The 18,227-nt window shown below is 67.0% G+C and carries 16 protein-coding genes; 13 read left to right on the top strand and 3 right to left on the bottom strand.

The annotated features are described in order from the left end of the window. The first annotated feature begins 65 nt into the window (after positions 1-65). The gene (locus tag LWC34_RS20100) at positions 66-479 is read left to right on the top strand and encodes an SdpI family protein (RefSeq protein WP_233728771.1); all 414 of its coding nucleotides are present in this window, start codon (positions 66-68) and stop codon (positions 477-479) included. Here the strand turns inward: LWC34_RS20100 and LWC34_RS20095 are convergent. Continuing rightward, positions 476-1,060, bottom strand: a complete 585-nt coding sequence (locus tag LWC34_RS20095) for a YqgE/AlgH family protein (protein WP_233726711.1) — start codon at positions 1,058-1,060, stop codon at positions 476-478. The genes LWC34_RS20100 and LWC34_RS20095 overlap by 4 nt on opposite strands. 461 nt (positions 1,061-1,521) lie before the next feature. Here LWC34_RS20095 and LWC34_RS20090 point away from each other — a divergent pair, with 461 nt between their 5' ends. Next, positions 1,522-2,823 carry an MFS transporter gene (locus LWC34_RS20090; RefSeq protein WP_233726710.1) on the top strand — a complete coding sequence of 434 codons (1,302 nt, stop codon included), beginning with the start codon at positions 1,522-1,524 and terminating at the stop codon, positions 2,821-2,823. On the opposite strand, the gene LWC34_RS20085 is transcribed toward LWC34_RS20090, so the two are convergent. Continuing rightward, positions 2,734-4,221, bottom strand: a complete 1,488-nt coding sequence (locus LWC34_RS20085; RefSeq protein WP_233728770.1) for a CCA tRNA nucleotidyltransferase — start codon at positions 4,219-4,221, stop codon at positions 2,734-2,736. The genes LWC34_RS20090 and LWC34_RS20085 overlap by 90 nt on opposite strands. Positions 4,222-4,276: 55 nt before the next feature. Between LWC34_RS20085 and LWC34_RS20080 the strand changes: the two genes are divergently transcribed. The 9 genes from LWC34_RS20080 (at position 4,277) to LWC34_RS20040 (ending at position 14,954) form a co-directional block, all read left to right on the top strand. Next, the gene (locus tag LWC34_RS20080; RefSeq protein WP_233726709.1) at positions 4,277-4,840 is read left to right on the top strand and encodes an NUDIX hydrolase; all 564 of its coding nucleotides are present in this window, start codon (positions 4,277-4,279) and stop codon (positions 4,838-4,840) included. After that, positions 4,837-7,017, top strand: a complete 2,181-nt coding sequence (locus LWC34_RS20075; protein WP_233726708.1) for a DUF6049 family protein — start codon at positions 4,837-4,839, stop codon at positions 7,015-7,017. The genes LWC34_RS20080 and LWC34_RS20075 overlap by 4 nt, the downstream gene beginning before the upstream one ends. Beyond that, positions 7,014-8,822: a murein biosynthesis integral membrane protein MurJ gene (gene murJ, locus LWC34_RS20070; RefSeq protein ID WP_233726707.1), complete on the top strand. Its 1,809-nt coding sequence runs from the start codon at positions 7,014-7,016 to the stop codon at positions 8,820-8,822. The genes LWC34_RS20075 and murJ overlap by 4 nt, the downstream gene beginning before the upstream one ends. Positions 8,823-8,916: 94 nt before the next feature. Further along, on the top strand, positions 8,917-10,518 hold the full coding sequence (locus LWC34_RS20065) for a protein kinase family protein (RefSeq protein WP_233726706.1): 1,602 nt from the start codon (positions 8,917-8,919) through the stop codon (positions 10,516-10,518). A 272-nt stretch (positions 10,519-10,790) separates the two neighbouring features. After that, positions 10,791-11,417: an RNA polymerase sigma factor SigM gene (sigM, locus tag LWC34_RS20060; protein ID WP_233726705.1), complete on the top strand. Its 627-nt coding sequence runs from the start codon at positions 10,791-10,793 to the stop codon at positions 11,415-11,417. Then, on the top strand, positions 11,414-12,142 hold the full coding sequence (locus LWC34_RS20055; protein ID WP_233726704.1) for an RsmA family anti-sigma factor: 729 nt from the start codon (positions 11,414-11,416) through the stop codon (positions 12,140-12,142). The genes sigM and LWC34_RS20055 overlap by 4 nt, the downstream gene beginning before the upstream one ends. Positions 12,143-12,246: 104 nt before the next feature. After that, positions 12,247-13,245 (top strand): thioredoxin-disulfide reductase, encoded by a 999-nt coding sequence (gene trxB, locus LWC34_RS20050; protein WP_233726703.1) that lies wholly within the window; start codon positions 12,247-12,249, stop codon positions 13,243-13,245. A gap of 14 nt (positions 13,246-13,259) precedes the next feature. Next, complete coding sequence (trxA, locus tag LWC34_RS20045) at positions 13,260-13,589, top strand: thioredoxin (protein WP_233726702.1); 330 nt, start codon at positions 13,260-13,262, stop codon at positions 13,587-13,589. 222 nt (positions 13,590-13,811) lie between these two features. Next, positions 13,812-14,954 (top strand): N-acetylmuramoyl-L-alanine amidase, encoded by a 1,143-nt coding sequence (locus LWC34_RS20040; RefSeq protein ID WP_233726701.1) that lies wholly within the window; start codon positions 13,812-13,814, stop codon positions 14,952-14,954. A gap of 13 nt (positions 14,955-14,967) precedes the next feature. Here LWC34_RS20040 and LWC34_RS20035 read toward each other — a convergent pair whose 3' ends face one another. Then, on the bottom strand, positions 14,968-15,597 hold the full coding sequence (locus LWC34_RS20035) for a GNAT family N-acetyltransferase (RefSeq protein WP_233726700.1): 630 nt from the start codon (positions 15,595-15,597) through the stop codon (positions 14,968-14,970). 151 nt (positions 15,598-15,748) lie between these two features. Between LWC34_RS20035 and LWC34_RS20030 the strand changes: the two genes are divergently transcribed. Beyond that, positions 15,749-17,080, top strand: a complete 1,332-nt coding sequence (locus LWC34_RS20030) for an aminotransferase-like domain-containing protein (RefSeq protein WP_233726699.1) — start codon at positions 15,749-15,751, stop codon at positions 17,078-17,080. A 7-nt stretch (positions 17,081-17,087) separates the two neighbouring features. Beyond that, entirely contained in the window at positions 17,088-18,035 is a 948-nt protein-coding gene (locus LWC34_RS20025) for a D-alanine--D-alanine ligase family protein (RefSeq protein ID WP_233726698.1), read from the top strand. Positions 18,036-18,227 lie beyond the last annotated feature (192 nt).

Raw genomic sequence — 18,227 nt, 5'->3', positions numbered from 1 at the left:
GTGAAGCACATCCGATGAGGGTGTCCGTTGGGTTGCTTGCAATCGACACTTACCATCGCTTCGTGATGGACGGAGCGCTGGTCGTGGCAGTCATACTCGTTGTAGCCGGCCTTGCCGTCTCTGTGACGGGCGTACTCGCTTTCCTTGAGCGGCTTCCACTGAACAGGTACGCGGGCGTGCGCACCACAGCCTCGATGCGTGACGCGGAGACCTTCCGGGTCGCCAACAAGGTCGCTGGACTGCCCTTCGTCGTCGCCGGGCTGGTCGGCCTGCTCGGCGGAGTGCTGACGTTGGTCCTGCAAACCGGTGGTGTGGTGGCACTTCTGGTCAGCCTTGGCGGGATGATCATGATTGCCATGGCCGGTGGGCTGCTCGGCCACAAGGCCGCTTTGGCCGTGCCAGAGCCCGAACCGGAACTGCCTGCCGGGTGCGCGGGGTGCGCCTGCGGCAACTGCGGCGTGGCCAAGCTGCGCGGCTAGTTCGTCCGCACGTCGCCTGGATGCGTTGCCAGCAAGGCGACTGGCATGCCCTGCCTGCGCAACACCCGGCCCCACAAGTCCTGTGTGGGCGAAGCCAGCACGTCGTTGGGCAACGCGGGGACCACGATCCAGTCGCCGCGTTCGATCTCGCCGCCGAGCTGATCAACATCCCAGCCCGCGTAACCAGCGAACACCCGCAGCCCCTTGACCTTCGACGCCAGCGTGTCCGGATCGGCGTCCAGGTCCACGAGTGCGACCGGCCCCCGAACGCTGATCACGCCCTTGAGGCTCGCCGCGTCCTGGCCCGTGCGCAACGCGGCCAGGCACAGCGCGGTCTTCTGCTCGACCGGGCCACCGACGAACAAGGACTGCGGCTCGCTGACGTGATCACCCCACGCCGGTAAGACCTCGTGCACCGGCACTTCGCTCGGCCGGTTGAGTACGACACCGAGGGTGCCCTCGCCACGCCGATGATCTATCACGTAGACCACCGTCCGGCGGAAGTTCTCGTCGAGCAGGGTGGGCGCCGCCACTAGCAGCGTTCCTGGCTCTACGTCAGCGTCGGGTCGCACAACGCACATGATCCCATCAGCCCCGGGGAACAACTTGAGACCCCAGCTGGTTACAAAAAACACCGGATCATCCATTGGAACAATCCGAGGACCCGGTAACGTTAGTAGCTAGGTCGGCGCGCCAATGTGTCCCCCGGGCTCAACCACAGAAGCCTTCATGGAATACCGGTAACGCAGGAGCCATGTCGCGCCTATCGCCGTGAGGCGACCTTGCGCGCCGACCCCTCGCTCAGGGCGACCCTGCTCGCCTCGCTTTGCTCGGACTCGCCGGGTCGCTCGGAATTATTTTGGGGGGCCAAGCCCCCCAAACCCCCCACGGTGCGAGCTCCTTCTGACCCAGCGCTGGGCACGTTTCGTTTTGACCAGCACTCGGCAGCTGCGCTGCCATCGGTACTGCTTGCGGCTGGATTCATGTGGGCGAGAAGTTGATGTTGGCTGTCGGTTTCCTGTTTTGCGTAGGCTGGACGCTCGTGACACTGGTAGTCGACGACAACAAGAAAGTGCCTGCGCGGCAGCTGCTGGCACTGCGCGAGTTCCGTCGACTCCTCTACCTGCGCTTTTCCTCGCAGTGGGCAGACGGCTTGTTCCAGACCGGACTGGCCGGAGCGGTGATCTTCAACCCCGAACGTGGCGCGGACCCGCTGACCATCGCGACCGGTTTCATGACGTTGCTGCTGCCGTACTCCATCGTGGGCCCGTTCGCGGGCGCGCTGCTGGACAGGTGGGATCGCAGGCGGGTGCTCGTGGTGGCGAGCTTGCTGCGGGCCGTGCTGATCCTGACTGCGACGGTCGGGTTGCTCGTCGGGGCGCCGAGTGGGTTGTTGTTCCTGATGTCTTTGATGGTTCTCGGTGTCACGCGGTTCATGGGCTCTGGTCTGTCCGCGGCCTTGCCGCATGTCGTGCCGGAACGAAATCTGGTGCAGGCCAACTCGATCGCCGTAACCCTTGGCTCGCTTGTGGCCGTTCTCGGCGGCGGGTGCGCGATCGTTCTGCGCAAGGTCTTCGGTGAGGACGACTATGGATCCGGCATCACCACGTCCTTCGCGATCATCGGCACCTTGCTGGCGGTTTTGTTCGCGGTGAGGTTCGCGCGCGGCAAGCTCGGACCGGACGAAGTGGACGAACCGGATGGCGCGTTCATGGCGGTCGCGCGTGGCTTGTTCGACGGGGCCAAGGCGGCCTGGAACGCGCCGCGGGTGGTCGCTGGCTTCGTCGCGTTGTTCGCGCACCGGATCTCCCAGAGCATCGCGCTGCTCATGGCCGTGCTGCTGATGCGCTACTACTTCACCGATTTCGGCTGGCTCAAGGCCGGGTTGACCGGGCTCGGGGAGATCGCCGCGTTCGCCGGGGTCGGGATCTTCATCGCCGGACTGATCACGCCGAAGCTGGTCGACCGGTTCGGCAGGCATCCGGTGATCATCGGCGCGCTGCTGCTCGTGGCCGCCGCGATGGCCGGGTTGGGTCTGCCGATGACCTTGCCGACCATGCTCGGCGCCGCGTTCCTGCTGTTCGGCGCCGGTCAGGTGATCAAGCTCTGCGTTGACGCGGTGATCCAGGCTGACATCGGCGACGAGTCCCGTGGCCGGGTGTTCTCGCTCTACGACATGATCTTCAACGTCACGCAGGTCGCCGCGATCGCGGTGGCCGCGGCGGTCATTCCCGTCAACGGCCACTCGCACGGCCTAATCGTCGCGACGATCGTCTTCTACCTGCTCGGCGCCGTCGGCTACATCTTCGCCAGCCGCAGGGACCACGCCACTCACGTTGTCTAGCGCCCATTTCTGCAACTCGGCCACGGCTTCGTCGTGGTCGAGCGGGCCGCGGTCGAGGCGCAAGTCCTTGAGGAACTTCCAGGCCTTGCCGACCAACGGTCCCGGCGGGAGGCCGAGCAGCCGCATGATCTCGTTACCGTCCAGGTCCGGCCGGACCCTGGCGAGGTCTTCGTCGGCCGCGATCCGGGCGATCCGGGTCTCCAGATCGTCGTACGAACGCTGCAGCGCCTGTGCCTTGCGGCGGTTACGAGTCGTGCAGTCCGCCCTGACCAGCTTGTTCAACCGGTCGAGCAGGTCACCGGCGTCGGTGACGTATCGGCGCACTGCCGAGTCGGTCCATTCGCCCTTGCCGTAGCCGTGGAACCGCAGGTGCAGGAACACGAGCTTGGCGACGTTCTCGATGATCTCCTTCGAGTACCGCAGCTCGCGCAAACGCTTGCGGACCATCTTGGCGCCGACCACCTCGTGGTGGTGGAAGCTCACCCCACCGCCGGGGATGTGCCTGCGGGTGTCCGGCTTGCCGATGTCGTGCAGCAGCGCGGCCAGCCGCAGGATCAGATCCGGCTCGGTGCCGTCCTCCTCGAGGTCGATCGCCTGCTCGAGTACCACGAGTGAGTGCTGGTACACGTCCTTGTGCTGGTGATGCTCGTCGATCTCCAGCCGCATCGCGGGCACCTCGGGCAGCACGTGGTCAGCCAGCCCGGAGTCCACCATCAGCTCGACGCCCCGGCGCGGCTCGATGCCGCACAGCAGCTTCGACAGCTCGACCTGGACGCGCTCGGCGGTGATCCGCTGGATCTGGTCGGCCATCCGCCGCATCGCCTCGACCACGCGTGGCGCGGCCGTAAAGCCCAACTGGCTGGTGAACCGCGCGGCCCGCATCATCCGCAGCGGGTCGTCGCCGAAAGACTCCTCCGGCGTCGCCGGGGTGTCGAGGACCTTGGCCTCCAGCGCCGCCATCCCGTCGTACGGGTCGACGAACTGCTTCGTGGCCAGGTTCACCGCCATCGCGTTGACGGTGAAGTCCCTGCGCTTGAGGTCTTCCTCGATCGAGTCACCGAACTTGACCTCGGGGTTGCGCGAGACACCGTCGTACTGGTCCGCCCGGAACGTGGTGATCTCGCAGGTCAGGCCGTCTTTCGTGGCGCCGACCGTGCCGAAGGCGATGCCGATGTCCCAGACCGCGTCGGCCCAGCCCGACACCAGCCGCATCACCTGTTCGGGGCGGGCGTCGGTGGTGAAGTCCAGGTCTTTGCCCAGTTTGCCGAGCAGCGCGTCACGCACGCTCCCGCCGACAAGGAAAAGGCTGTGACCTGCCTTGGCGAACAAGGCGGACAACTCTTCCGCGACCGGGGAGATACGCATGAGTTCCACTACCGCATTCTGCTTGGCAAGCATCGTCGACACGGCGAATCAGGCTAGTTGACGTGGCGAGACGATTACGATCGAGTTCATGTCCCCGTCATCCGGCCGTCCCGATGGCGCCCGGTCCGGGCGCCGCGGCAGGCGCCGGTCAAGACGGCTGACCACGGTCGATGAGACGTCAGCCGGTGGCCTGGTGATCGACGAGAACAGAGCCAAGGCAGTGGTCATCGGCCGGCTGGACCGCAGGGGACGGCTGCTCTGGTCACTGCCGAAGGGGCACATCGAGGACGGCGAGACGCCGGAGCAGACGGCCGTGCGCGAAGTCAAGGAAGAGACCGGGATCACCGGCGAGGTGGTCCGTGCCCTCGGCTCGATCGACTACTGGTTCGTCGCGGAGAACCGGCGGGTGCACAAAACCGTGCATCACTATCTGCTGAACGCGCTCTCCGGTGAACTGTCCGATGAGGACACTGAAGTGACCGAGGTGGCATGGGTCGCGCTAGATGATCTTGACGATCGGCTGGCGTATGCGGACGAGCGCCGGTTGGTCCGCAAGGCGGTGCAACTACTCTCTGAGCCGACAAACACACCGGATGAGGGTGATCTGTCGTTCTCGGACGGCCTCGATGCGCCGAAGGGTCGAAACCAATGAGTGGGCTGCGTCATGCAACCCGTCACAAGCTTTCCGCCGCAGTCGCGGCGGGTTTTCTGCTGGTCGGATCAGCCCCGCTGACCGCTGCCGCCCAGCCCGGTCCCGAGCCGCTCTACGCGCCGATCGGGCTGGCCCGCACACAGCCGGCGAACCTCCCGTCCCGGCTCAAGCTGGACATCGATCAGCTCGACCCCAGGGTGATCCGGTCGGACACCCCAACGGTCACCATCAAGGGCCGGGTCACCAACGTCGGTGACCGGCGGATCGACCAGGTCGAGGTCCGGCTGCAGCGGGGCGAGGCGGTGACCGACGAAGGCAAGCTGCGCGCCGCGATGACCCAGCCGCCGAGCGCGGAGATCGCCAAACCGCCGTTCACCCAGATCACCAAATCGCTCGGCCAGGGCGAGAGCGCCACCTTCACCGCCACGTACTCGCTAGAGCAGCTGAAGCTTGACCAGCCAGGCGTCTACCCGGTGCTGATCAACGTCAACGGCAGGCCGGAGTACGGCGGCGCGGAACGCCTCGCCGGGTTGAACGTGCTGCTGCCCGTTCTCTCGCTGCCCGGCCGTGGCGCTTCGACGCCGCCATCGCCCGCGAAGATCACGTTGCTGTGGCCGTTGGTCGACGATCACCCACGAGTGGTCCGGCAGGCCTCCGGTGACCAGCAGCTGGTGCTCGGTGACGACGAACTGGCGTCCTCGCTGCAGATCGGCGGCCGGCTCTACGGGATGCTCAACGCGGTCGAGAGCGCCACGAAGAACAACTCCCAGCTGATGTCCTCGCTGTGCTTCGCGGTCGACGCCGACCTGCTGGAGACCGTGCAGGGGATGGCCAACGGCTACCAGGTCCGCACCTTGAGCGGTACGACAGCACCCGGCAAGGGCAGCGCGTTCGCGCAGCGTTGGCTCGTCACCCTGAAGTCGTTGACCGCCGGGCAGTGCGTGATCGCGATGCCATACGCCGACGCCGACCTGTCCGCACTGTCGCGTGCGGGAGCGGCGGATCTGGCGAAGACGGCTGTCAACCAGAGCTTCGCCACGATCGGCAACGTCCTGCAGCCCACGAAGCCGCTGCCGGGCGTGATCTGGCCGATCGACGGCAAGATCGACCAGCGTGCGCTGAGCGATGTCGCCGGTGCGACGCCGACGACCGTGCTCGCTGATCCGGGGCGTCTGAAGGGCGTCAACGGGTCCGCGCCCTACGCCGTCGGCCAGTCCGAACGGGTCGTCCCGATCGACGAGCTGACCTCGTCCTCGCTTGCTGGGGCCGCCGCCGCGGCCACCGGACCGGTCTCGGTGCAGAACGGCCTGGCCACGCTGCTGTTCCGGGCAGCACAGTCCGGCCAGTCCGTGCTGGTCGCGCCGCCGCGGCGGTGGACCGCGCCGGCCAGTGAGCTGACCGTGTACCTGCAGTCGATCGGCCGGATGTTCACCGACCGGCTGGCCACGCCCGTGCCGCTGGAAGACCTGACCGGCACGACGTCCGGCACCGCGACCGGGCTGGACTACCCGGAGCCGGACGTCGCCGCCGAGCTGCCCAGCTCGGTGCTCGACCGGATCGCCAAGGCCAACGGCATCCAGCGGGACCTGCTCGGCGCGATGCTGCCGGACGACACCCGCCCGGTGAACCCGGAAACGCTGATCTTCCCGATCCGCAACAGCCTGCTGCGCGCGAGCTCCGGCGCGTGGCGTGCCAACTCCAGCGGCGGCGACCAGGCCACGGCGATCGCGACGGGCGAGCTCGACGGTCTGCGTTCGCTGGTCACGGTCAACCCGCCGGGGCCGCCGATCACGCTGGCCTCGTCCAACAGCCCGATCCCGATCCGGATCGCCAACAACCTCCCGGTGACCGTACGGGTGAAACTTGTCATCCCGGAGAGCGCGGGCCTGCGGCCGGGCACCGTGACCGAGCGGCCGATCGCCGCCCGCAGCACGTTCACGGACCTCGTACCAGCGGAATTGCTGCGCGCGGGCAAGTTCACCGCGGACGTGTGGGTCACCACACCGGGTGGCACACCACTGGGCTCGGTCTCCAGAATTGAGATTTCGTCAGGGTCCTACGGGACCATCACGGTGGCTGTGACCAGCATCGCCGGTGGCATGCTGGTACTGCTTGCCGCCCGACGCGTCTACCGTCGCATGAAGCAGAAGAAGCACCAGGAGCCCACACCGGCTTGACCAGAGCGAGGACGAACGTGCCCCCCGCTGGCGGCGGCAGACAACAGCAACCCCCGAGACCTCCTGCGCGACGGCCACAACACCCGGCGCAGCGTCCGCCTGCCCGCAATCAGAACCAGCCACCGCCGCGTAACCCGGCGCCGCCTCGGCCTGCCCAGAAACCGGCTGCCCAACAGCCGCAGGCACAGCCGAAGTCGACACAGCCGAGCAAGGGGTCGTTCGGGCGTGCCGTCGGCTCGATGGCGTTGGCCACGCTGATCAGCCGGATCACCGGGTTCCTGTGGAAGCTGATGCTCGCCATCGCGGTGGGCCTCGGCGCGATCAACGACTCGTTCACCGTCGCCAACACGCTGCCCAACATCGTCTTCGAAATGCTGCTCGGTGGCGTGCTGGCCAGCGTGGTCGTGCCGCTGCTCGTGCGGGCCCAGGACGATCCCGACGGGGGCGTGGCGTACACCAACCGCCTGCTGACCGTCGGTTTGACGCTGCTCGCGGTCGGCACCGTCATCGCGACCGCCGCGGCGCCGTTCCTGACCTCGGTGCTCGTCGACGATTCGACGGGGCGGGCCAACACCGAACTGGTCACCGCCTTCGCGTACCTGCTGCTGCCGGAGATCTTCTTCTACGGCCTGTTCGCGCTGCTCACCGCGATCCTGAACGCCAAGCACGTCTTCGGGCCGACTGCGTGGGCGCCGGTGGTCAACAACATCGTGGTGATGCTGACCATCGGGATCTACGCGATCGTGCCAGGCGAGATCTCGCTGAACCCGGTCCGGATGGGCGACGCGAAACTGCTGATCCTCGGCATCGGCGTGACGCTCGGCATCCTCGTGCAGTCGTTCATGCTGGTGCCAGCGCTGCGCCGGATCGGCTTCAAGTTCCGCTGGAACTGGGGCTTCGACGAGCGGCTCAAGGAGTTCGGCGGGCTGGCCCTGTGGATCATCGGCTACGTCGCGATCAGCCAGATCGGCTACGTCATCAGCACCCGCGTGCTGACCGCTGGCGCGCCCGGTGGTGCGGCCATCTACAGCTACGCGTGGCTGCTGCTGCAGCTGCCGTACGGCGTCATCGGGGTCTCGCTGCTGACCGCGATCATGCCCCGGTTGAGCCGTGCCGCCGCCGATGGTGACGATCGCAAGCTGATCACCGACCTGTCGTACGCCAGCCGCCTGTCAGCTGTGATCCTCGTGCCCATCTCGGCAGTCTTGACGGTCACCGGCGCGTCCATCGGTGTCGTGCTGTTCTCGCACGGTGAGAGCAACACGGTTCAGGCCGCGAGGCTCGGTGAATCGCTCGCCGTGTCCGCGTTCGGCTTGCTGCCGTATGCGCTGGTCATGTTGCAGCTGCGGGTGTTCTACGCGATGAAGGACGCCCGGACCCCGACGCTGATCATGGTCGTGATGACCGCGGTGAAGGTCCCGCTGCTCTACATGTGCGAGGCGGTACTGGCGCCGGAGCACGTGGTGATCGGCGTGATGATGATCAACTCGCTGAGTTTCGTTGTCGGCGCGGTGCTCGGGCAGGTCTGGCTCTGGCTGCGGCTCGGGCACCTGAAGACCAAACGAGTCGTCGGCGTGACGCTTTTCTCGATATTCGGCGGCGGGCTCGGCGTCGCCGCGGGGCTCGCGGTGTCGAGTCTGCTCAGCGGAATCCTCCCGGACGCGGCCACACCTAGGGCTTTGCTGTCACTTTTCATCGAGGGAACGGTCGCGGGCGTGGTGTCGTTCGGCGTGCTCGTGGCGCTCAAGGTCGAGGAGCTCAAACCGGCGACGGCCAAAATCACCCGTCTGATTCGTCGCCGCTGAGCTGGGCGACGCTCATGGCTCGTGGGTTTCCCGTAGGCTCGCTACGAGGTATCCGTTGCGCGCGGATAGGTGGCGCGTCAGACGGGAGAGTGCGGTGACGACCAGGAGGACCGACAACAGCAACGACGCGACCGTCAAAGGCGTTCGCGCGCTGGCTGGCGACCTGCTTCCGGGCGGGATAATCGGTGATGGTCGCTATCGTCTGCTGGCTCCGTTCGGAGTCGATCTACGCGGCAACGCCCACCTGTGGCGCGCCCGAGACGGCCAACTACGCCGTGACGTCGCTCTCACTGTCCTGGTCGGTGACCCGACCAACCGCGAAGCGACCGTCGCCGCCCGCCGGACGTTGGAGCGCGCCGCCCACGCCGCCAGGTTCACCAGCCCGTCCGTCTCCCGAGTGCTCGACGTGCTTGGGGTGGGCAGCGGCGTCGACCCGAGCGAAGGCGTGCTCGGTGTCGTGGTCGCGGACTTCGCGCAGGGCACAGACCTCGTCGACCTGATCGCCGAACACCCACTGCCCGCCGGAACCGCGGCCCGCTTGGTCGAACCATTGGCCATCGCGGTCGAACAGGCCCACCACACCGGCCTGGTGCTGGGCGTCGATCATCCCCAGCGCGTCCGCGTGGGCCCGGATGGGGCATTGCGCCTGGCATTCCCTGGCCCACTGCCACAGGCCTCGTTGCAGGACGACGTCAAAGGCCTCGGCGCGATCCTCTACTTGCTGCTGACCGGCCGTTGGGCCCTGCCCGGCGGACCGCCGACCATCCCAGTCGCACCCCGCGAACGCGACGGCTCGCCTGTCTCGCCTGCCTTGCTGCGTAACGACGTTCCGGACGACCTCGCCGATCTGGCGGTGCGCAGCATCGCGGACACGTCGCTCGGCAACATCAGGACCAGTTCCGCGCTGCTGACCGTGCTCGAAGGAATCGCACAGCGAGCCGAACTGCTCGAGCAGCAGACAGACCTGCTCAACCCGGTGATGCCAAGCGGAGATCAGCTGTCCGACCAGGACACGATCTGGACCACGAACAAGCGTCCCCCCAAGGACGACGGCCGCCGCCGCAAGCTGGCCATCGGTGTCACGGCACTGACCGTGGCCACCGTCAGCGTGCTCGCCTGGGTCGGCTTCCAGCTGATCAGCTTCTTCGGCAGCGACCCGGTGCCCGCAGCCGTCCAGCAGACCGTGGCACCCACGTCACCGTCTCCCACCGGCAACCAGCCGCAGAACAATCCGCCACCCGCGCCGAAATCCGCGGGCCCGGTCAAGCCAACCAAGGTCGCGGTCTTCACGGCCAAGGGCGACAAGGACAACGCCCGCACGGTCGGCCGGGTGATGGATGGCAAGCCGGGCACGATCTGGTCGACGCTGAAGTACAAGCAGCCCTTCCCAGCGGCCAAACCAGGCGTGGGAGTACTGGCGACCTTCAAGGACCCGACCAAGCTGGCCCAAGTGATCATCGACTCGCCAAGTGAAGGCACGGTCGTAGAGATCCGTTCGGCTCCAACGGCAACGGCGAAGTTCGACGACACCAAGGTGATCGGCACCGCGACCCTGGTCAACGGCAAGACGGAGATCGCGCTCCCGGCAGCCGAGCCGACCCAGTTCGTGCTGGTGTGGATCACCAAGCTCGGGGTGGACCAGGACGACCAGAACGTCACCCAGGTCCGCGAGATCGAGTTCCAGCTAGCCCAGTAGTGCGTTGCTGGCGAGCCTCGCTTTCCCAGCCCGGCTGGTTGAATCGAATTACCGCGTGTCCGCCCCACCGGCACGGCGTGTCAAACTGCTCGACTCGCTGCCAGCCTGCCTGCTCGCCACCGTGCGCCGCTCGCGGGTTCAACACGCCATGCCGGAGCGGCAGACACGCGCGGGCACCCGTCACGGACTTCTCGCCTGTTCGCTTCGCTCACGGCGATACGTCGCTCGTTACCGGGTGCTTGCGCGCGGGTGGCCACCACTAAGCTGCCCGGGTGACCGCCGCAGCAAGCTCGGACGCAGCGCTGATCGCGTCCCATGCCGCCGGGGATCCACACGCGTTCGCCGAGATCGTTCGCCGCCACAGAGACCGGTTGTGGGCCGTGGCGCTGCGGACTCTGCGTGATCCGGAAGAGGCCGCCGACGCGTTGCAAGAGGCTTTCATCTCGGCTTTCCGCAACGCAGGCTCGTTCCGTGCCGAGTCACAGGTGACGACTTGGCTGCACCGGATCGTGGTGAACGCGTGCCTGGACCGAGTCCGGCGCCGCCAAGCGCGCCCGACTGTCCCTCTGCCGGAGACCGGGCCTGGGGAGCCCGTCACTCCCGGCGATGCCATGGCCGACCGGGAGACCAGCCTTGTCGTGAAGAACGCGTTGGCTGAGCTGTCCGAGGAACAGCGGGTGCCGATCGTGCTCGTCGATGTCGAGGGCTATTCGGTCGCCGAGACGGCCAAGCTGCTCGGCATCGCCGAGGGCACCGTGAAAAGCCGCTGTGCCAGGGGCCGGGCCAAGCTCGCCAAAGTTCTCGGGCATCTACGGAACCCGATTGCTGATGCGAACGTCCCAGGTGAGGCAAGCGAAAAGCGCGAGGGGCGTCCACGGCGTCAGTGGGAGGGGACATGACCGGCATCGGACGGGGGAGCGGCGGGCCGCCGTGGTCGGTCGACCTGCTCGCCGATCTCCAGGCGGGTGCGCTGGACCCTCGTGAGGCCGAGCAGTTGTGGCCACAAGTCAACGCCGACCCGGAGGCTCGGGAGATCCTGGCCGCCCTTGACGCGACGCAAGCGGACCTGCATGCACTAGCGAACGTCCCGGCTCCGCCGATGCCCGCGCATTTCGCGGCCCGGCTGGATGCCGCGATCGCCGCGGAGTCACAGGCCCGCGCTCAGGCAACGCCTGCACCAGTTGTCAGCCTTGACGCGGCACGGAAACGGCGTAACCAAAGGTTGGGTATCGGCATCGGGATCTTCGCAGCGGCCGCGGCGGCGGTCGGGATCACGTTCGCCGCATTGCCCGGTGACACAGGCAACGGCGCACCGCCAGTCGCGCAGGGACCGCTGAACTTCCCGTCCGACTCGATCGGTCCGGAGCAGTTGCAGGCCGCCAAGGGCGGCACCGATTACGGCCCGTTCTCCGACACAGAGAAGCTTGTTGGCTGCTTCCAGGCCAACGGCATCTCGCCGAACGCGGAGCCGCTCGGCGTCAAGCAGGTCACGGTGGACGGTAGGGCGGGCACGCTGTTCGTCTTCGCCTCGCGGCCGCCTGGCACATTCCGGCTGCTCACAGTCGGTCAGGACTGCGGCCCAGGCAACCCGTCGAAGATCGTGAACAGGGAGGGCGTGCGCTAGAACCCCATTTCCCGTCAGTGCTGGCGGTCACCCGGATGGTGCGGAACAACCAGCACCTACGATCGGTTGTCCTAGTTGTCACTGGCGGGAAAAACGGAGGGCAGATGGCGGCGCAAGACGAGGTCCGCAACCTGATCATCGTCGGGTCCGGTCCGGCGGGATATACCGCCGCGGTGTACGCGGCGCGTGCGCAGCTGTCTCCGCTGGTCTTCGAAGGCAGCCAGTTCGGTGGCGCCCTGATGACCACGACCGAGGTGGAGAACTACCCCGGTTTCCGGGACGGCATCATGGGCCCCGAGCTGATGGCGCAGATGCGTGAGCAGGCCGAACGGTTCGGCGCCGAGTTGCGTACCGAGGACGTCGAAGCGGTCGAGCTCGACGGCCCGATCAAGTACGTCACGGTCAACGGCACGCGGTACGCGGCCAAGTCCGTCGTGCTCGCGATGGGTGCCGCGCCGCGCTACCTGCACGTTCCTGGCGAGCAGGAGTTGCTCGGCCGTGGCGTGTCGGCATGTGCCACGTGTGACGGCTTCTTCTTCCGTGGCCACGACATCATCGTGGTCGGCGGTGGCGACTCCGCGATGGAAGAGGCGCTGTTCCTGACCAAGTTCGCCGACACGGTGACCATCGTGCACCGCCGCGAGGAGTTCCGGGCCTCGAAGATCATGCTCGAGCGCGCCCGCGCCAACGAGAAGATCAAGTGGCGGCTCAACGCCGAGGTCATCGAGGTGCTGGGCACCGATGGCAAGGTTTCCGGCGCTCGCCTGAGGGACACCCAGACGGGTGAGACCGAGGACGTCGCCGTGACCGGTGTCTTCATGGCGATCGGCCATGACCCGCGCAGCCAGCTCGTCACTGGCCAGATCGACACAGACGAAGACGGATACGTGCAGGTCAAGGGCCAGACCACCTACACGAACCTCGACGGGGTGTTCGCCGCTGGTGACCTCGTCGACCGCACATACCGGCAGGCCATCACCGCGGCGGGCTCGGGCTGCGCAGCGGCGATCGACGCCGAACGCTGGCTGGCCGAGCACGGCGAAGCCAACGCGCATGAGGCCTCTGAACTCGTCGGCGGCGGTTACGCCCCGACCAACATCTGACACTAGGAGAAACCGTGAGCGGCAACACCGTCGTCGTCACCGACAAGTCCTTCACCGAGGACGTCCTGCAGAGCGAGAAGCCGGTAGTCGTCGACTTCTGGGCCACCTGGTGCGGGCCGTGCCGGATGGTCGCCCCGGTGCTCGAGGAGATCGCCAAGGAGCACGCCGAGAAGATCACCGTGGCCAAGCTGGACATCGACGCCAACCCTGAGGTGGCGCGGGACTACCAGATCATGTCGGTCCCGACGATGATCGTCTTCCAGGGCGGCCGTCCGGTGAAGCAGATCGTCGGCGCGAAGCCGAAGGCGGCGCTGCTCAACGATCTGGCCGACTACGTGGCCTGAGAATTTCAGAAAAACCTAACCCGACCCGGGGCTGGAGCGTCTACTCCGTGTAAGGCGACGAGTCCCGGGTCGTGTCATGCATCACACTTGATCGGGTGATGCCGTGATGGACCGGACGCGGCACGTGACCCTAAGCGGGACCGCACGGCAGGCAGGGCACAATAGCCTGCGACACAACCTGAGAACGTCGGTTTTTGAGAATCTGACCTGAGTGAGGGGTGCATGCGGGAACTCCGCCCCGGTGACGCCGGACCGGCTGTAGCCGAAGTGCGGGCCACGCTCGCCAGCCTGGGCCTGCTGCCCACGGCCAACGGCACGGGCGACCCGTCGGTGTACGACCTCGCCGTCGAACACGCCGTGCGAGCTTTCCAGCAGCAGCGAGGCTTGATCACGGACGGGATCGTCGGCCAGGCCACCTATCAGGCCCTGCGCGATGCGACCTACCGGCTCGGTGGCCGCCCGCTGGCCTACCTGGTCTCCGCCCCCGTGAGTGGCGACGACGTGCTTGAGCTGCAGGAACGCCTGCTGCAGCTGGGGTACAACGCCGGTCGTCCGAACGGTGTCTTCGGCCCACAGACCGAGCGCGCGCTGCGCGAGTTCCAGCGTGACTACGGCCTGACCGTCGACGGTATGTGTGGCGCCGAGACGGTCAGCGCGTTCAACCGCCTGTCCCCACGTGCCAGCGGCGGGCGTCCGGTGCTGCTGCGTGAGCAGGAGCAGGTCCGTAAGGCCGGTCCACGCCTTCGTGGCAAGCGCATCGTCATCGACCCAGGCCACGGCGGCGACGACGCCGGTGTGACCGTCGACGGCATCAAGGAAGCCGACCTGGTGTGGGACCTGGCCCGCCGTCTCGAGGGCCGGATGGTGGCCACCGGGATGGAGGCCGTGCTGTCGCGTGGGCCCGACCAGTGCCCAACCGAGGCCGAGCGCGCGCACTTCGCCAACGAGTCGGGCAGCGACGTCTTCATCTCGCTGCACTGCGACCGCAACGCCTCGCCGCACGCCTCTGGCCTGGCGACCTTCTACTTCGGCACCGCGGGCAAGGGCACGTCCACCCTTGGTGAGGCGCTTGCCGGGTTCATCCAGCGTGAGCTGACCGCTCGTACCGGCATGCTCAACTGCCGTGCGCACGCCAAGACCTGGGATTCGCTGCGGCTCACCCGCTGCCCCGCGGTCCGGCTGGAGCTCGGCTACCTGTCCAACGTCGGTGACCGGTCCAGGCTGGCCGATCCGGCGTTCCGTGACCTGGTCGCCGAGGGCATCCTGGTTTCGGTCAAGCGGCTGTACCTGCTGGGCGAGAACGACCAGCCGACGGGCACGTTCACCTTCGCCGACCTGATGCGGCACGAGCTCACGAAGAGCTGATTTACCCGGGGTTTCAGCGCTGGTAGACCGGGCTGGCGGTGGTCACGGACACCGTGCCGAGCAGCCGCTCCAGCGCTGCCTCCACGTCTTCCTTCCAGGTGATCGCGCTGCGCAGTTCCAGGCGCAGCCGCGGCCACCGGGCATGCGGCCGGACGGTCTTGAAACCGACCGAGGCAAGGAAATCCGACGGCACGACGCAGCTCTGCTCTTCGTCCTCCGGCTTGGCGTCGCCGAAGGACTCGATCGCCTTCACCCCACGACGGGTGAGGTCCTTGGCCACTGCCTGCACGAGCATCCGGCCCAGCCCACCGCCACGGAACTCGGGCAGGATGTGGAAACCGGTCAGCATGACCGCGTCCGGGCTGATCGGGGACGTCGGGAAGGCCAGAGAGCGCGGTACGGCGTTGGGCGGGGCGTAGAGGACGAATCCCACCGGGAGCTTGTCCGAGTAGACCAGGCGGCCACATGAGCCCCATTCCAGGAGCATGTTGGAGACCCAGGCTTCCTTTTCGAGCTCGGTCTCGCCGAAGGCCTCGGCCTGTTCCTTCAGGTGCGGTGCCAGCTCCCAGAACACACAGCCCCTTGAGTGCTTGGGGAGGTGCTCCAGGTTGTCCAGCGTGATGCCGACGACGCGCCGCGACACCCAACCTCCCCGCAGGCCGTGAAGGAATGATGAGGGCATGCGTTAACCACAGGCCCGTCCCCCAGGATAGGGGGATGTGACAAGTGCGGGAAGCACGAAGACCTGATAGAGGCCAGAGTTACACTCGCTTGACTGACGAACGAGGTGGCGTATGCACTCGGAGGAACCAGAGGGCAGTACCAGTCCGGTGCCCTCTACCGGCCAGAATCTCGACCCGCACCTGAGGCGGTACGCGGCACGAGCGACCGGGATGACGGCATCGGAGGTACGAGCGCTGTTCGCAGTCGCCAGCAGGCCAGAGGTGGTCTCGCTGGCCGGAGGCATGCCGAACCTCGCGGCACTGCCCCTCGACTCCCTGGCCAGCGAGGTCGCGGGCGTGATCGCCAACGACGGCCTCGTGGCCCTGCAGTACGGCTCGGCGCACGGCTATCAGCCGCTTCGTGAGCAGATCTGCGAAGTGATGGCCATCGAGGGGATCACCGGACATCCGGACGACATCGTGGTCACTGTGGGCTCACAGATGGCGCTGGACCTGGTGACCCGGATCTTCTGCGACCCAGGCGACGTGGTGATCGCCGAGGGCCCGTCCTACGTCGGCGCGCTCGGCACATTCGCGTCCTACCAGGCCAACGTCGTGCACGTGGAGATGGACGACGAAGGCCTGGTCCCGGAGGCGTTGCGGCAGGCACTGGCCGCAGCTGCGGCAGCTGGCCAACGGGTCAAGTTCCTTTACACGATCCCGAATTTCCACAACCCCGGCGGCGTGACGCTGGCGGTGTCCCGACGCGCCGAGATCCTCGAGATCTGCCGCCGTGCGGGCGTTCTGGTGATCGAGGACAACCCATACGGGCTACTGGGATTCGACGGACAGACGTATCCGGCGTTGCGCTCGATGGACCCGGACAACGTGATCTACCTGGGTTCGTTCTCCAAGACCTTCGCCTCCGGCCTGCGGGTCGGCTGGGCGCTCGCGCCGCACGCGGTGCGCGAAAAGCTTGTCCTGGCGGCAGAAGCGGCTGTGTTGTCGCCGCCGATGCTCAGCCAGCTGATCGTGTCGCGCTACCTGGCCACGCATGACTGGAAGGGCCAGATCAAGTCCTTCCAGCTGATGTACCGCGAGCGCAGGGACGCGTTGTTGAGCAGCCTCGATCAGCACATGCCCGCCGGGTGCAGCTGGACCAAGCCGGACGGTGGCTTCTTCGTGTGGATGACCGTGCCGGAAGGCATTGACACCAAAGCGATGCAGCCTCGGGCGGTCACCGCGAGGGTGGCGTACGTGCCCGGAACCGGCTTCTACGCGGACAGGTTCGGCACCCGGCAGATGCGGCTGTCGTTCTGCTACCCGACGCCTGAGCGGATCCAGGAGGGCGTCCGGCGGCTGGCGGTCGTGCTGGACGAAGAGCTGGAGCTGTACCGCACCTTCGGGCCCGCGGCGCGGCGGATCACGTCCGGAGCACAGACTCCGAGCCCGGACACTGCATAATCCGGGAGTGTCAGATCGAACGGTAGCCGTCCTGTCCGGCGGGCTCTCGCATGAGCGTGACGTTTCACTTCGGTCAGGGCGGCGCCTGTCGACTGCCCTGCGTACGGTCGGCGTGACCGTCGACGAGTGGGATACCGACGGGTCGCTGCTGACCAGACTCCGTACCCAGAAGCCGGACGCGGTCGTCATCGCGTTGCACGGCGGCGAAGGCGAAAACGGCTCGATCCAAACGGTCCTGGAGATGCTCGGCCTGCCCTTCGTTGGCGCCGACTCGCACGCCTGCCGCCGCGCCTGGGACAAACCGACAGCGAAGGCGGAGCTGTCCCGCTCAGGCCTGCTCACCCCGGACTGGGTTGTGTTGCCGCACAGCATCTTCCGCGAACTCGGCGCCCAGGCCGTGCTGGATGCGATGGTCGCTCGCCTGGGGCTGCCGCTGATGCTCAAGCCGGATCAGGGCGGCTCGGCGCTTGGCGCTCAGGTCGTCCGGGACGCGTCTGAGCTTCCGGCCGCGATGGTCAACTGCTTGGCGTACGGCGAGACCGTGTTGGCCGAGGAGTACGTGACGGGCGTTGAGGTGGCCGTGACCGTGATCGACACTCCCGAGGGACCGGTGGCACTGCCTGCGGTCGAGATCGAGCCTGAGGGCGGCGTCTACGACTACACGGCCCGGTACACGGCCGGCTTGACCAACTTCTTCACCCCGGCCCGGCTGTCGCCGGAGGTCGCGGCCCGGGCGGCCGATACGGCGGTGTCCGCACACAAGCTGCTCGGGCTGCGTGACATCTCCCGGACCGACGCGGTAGTCGCCGAGGACGGCTCGATCTACTTCCTTGAGGTAAGCGTGTCGCCGGGACTGACCGAGACTTCGGTGCTGCCCATCGCGACCGAGGCGGCAGGTCGGTCCTTGGGCCAGATCTACGCCGAACTGATCGATCAGGCGATCGCCCGCGGCTGATTCACGTGAAACACAGTAAAGAGCCCCGGCACGTGCCGGGGCTTTCTTTGTGTGCAGAGGTGGAGCTGAGTCTGGCTACGATACAGAGTCAATCTTGCTCTCAGCATCGGCTCGCAGACTCTTCGGGCAACCCCGTGACCGTTGGCGCCGACTCGATCTATCCACTCGGCGCTGACTCACCCACCGCGTCGA

Source organism: Kibdelosporangium philippinense (assembly GCF_021390435.2).
Taxonomy (GTDB): Bacteria; Actinomycetota; Actinomycetes; order Mycobacteriales; family Pseudonocardiaceae; genus Kibdelosporangium; species Kibdelosporangium philippinense.
This window is presented reverse-complemented; position numbering and strand designations above follow the sequence as displayed.

Excerpts from the sequence above, each read along its gene's own strand:
- LWC34_RS20100 (WP_233728771.1), top strand. The coding sequence starts at position 66 with ATGGACGGAGCGCTGGTCGTGGCAGTCATACTCGTTGTAGCCGGCCTT.
- LWC34_RS20095 (WP_233726711.1), bottom strand. The coding sequence starts at position 1,060 with ATGTGCGTTGTGCGACCCGACGCTGACGTAGAGCCAGGAACGCTGCTA.
- LWC34_RS20085 (WP_233728770.1), bottom strand. The coding sequence starts at position 4,221 with ATGCTTGCCAAGCAGAATGCGGTAGTGGAACTCATGCGTATCTCCCCG.
- LWC34_RS20080 (WP_233726709.1), top strand. The coding sequence starts at position 4,277 with ATGTCCCCGTCATCCGGCCGTCCCGATGGCGCCCGGTCCGGGCGCCGC.
- LWC34_RS20075 (WP_233726708.1), top strand. The coding sequence starts at position 4,837 with ATGAGTGGGCTGCGTCATGCAACCCGTCACAAGCTTTCCGCCGCAGTC.
- LWC34_RS20055 (WP_233726704.1), top strand. The coding sequence starts at position 11,414 with ATGACCGGCATCGGACGGGGGAGCGGCGGGCCGCCGTGGTCGGTCGAC.
- trxB (WP_233726703.1), top strand. The coding sequence starts at position 12,247 with ATGGCGGCGCAAGACGAGGTCCGCAACCTGATCATCGTCGGGTCCGGT.
- LWC34_RS20040 (WP_233726701.1), top strand. The coding sequence starts at position 13,812 with ATGCGGGAACTCCGCCCCGGTGACGCCGGACCGGCTGTAGCCGAAGTG.
- LWC34_RS20030 (WP_233726699.1), top strand. The coding sequence starts at position 15,749 with ATGCACTCGGAGGAACCAGAGGGCAGTACCAGTCCGGTGCCCTCTACC.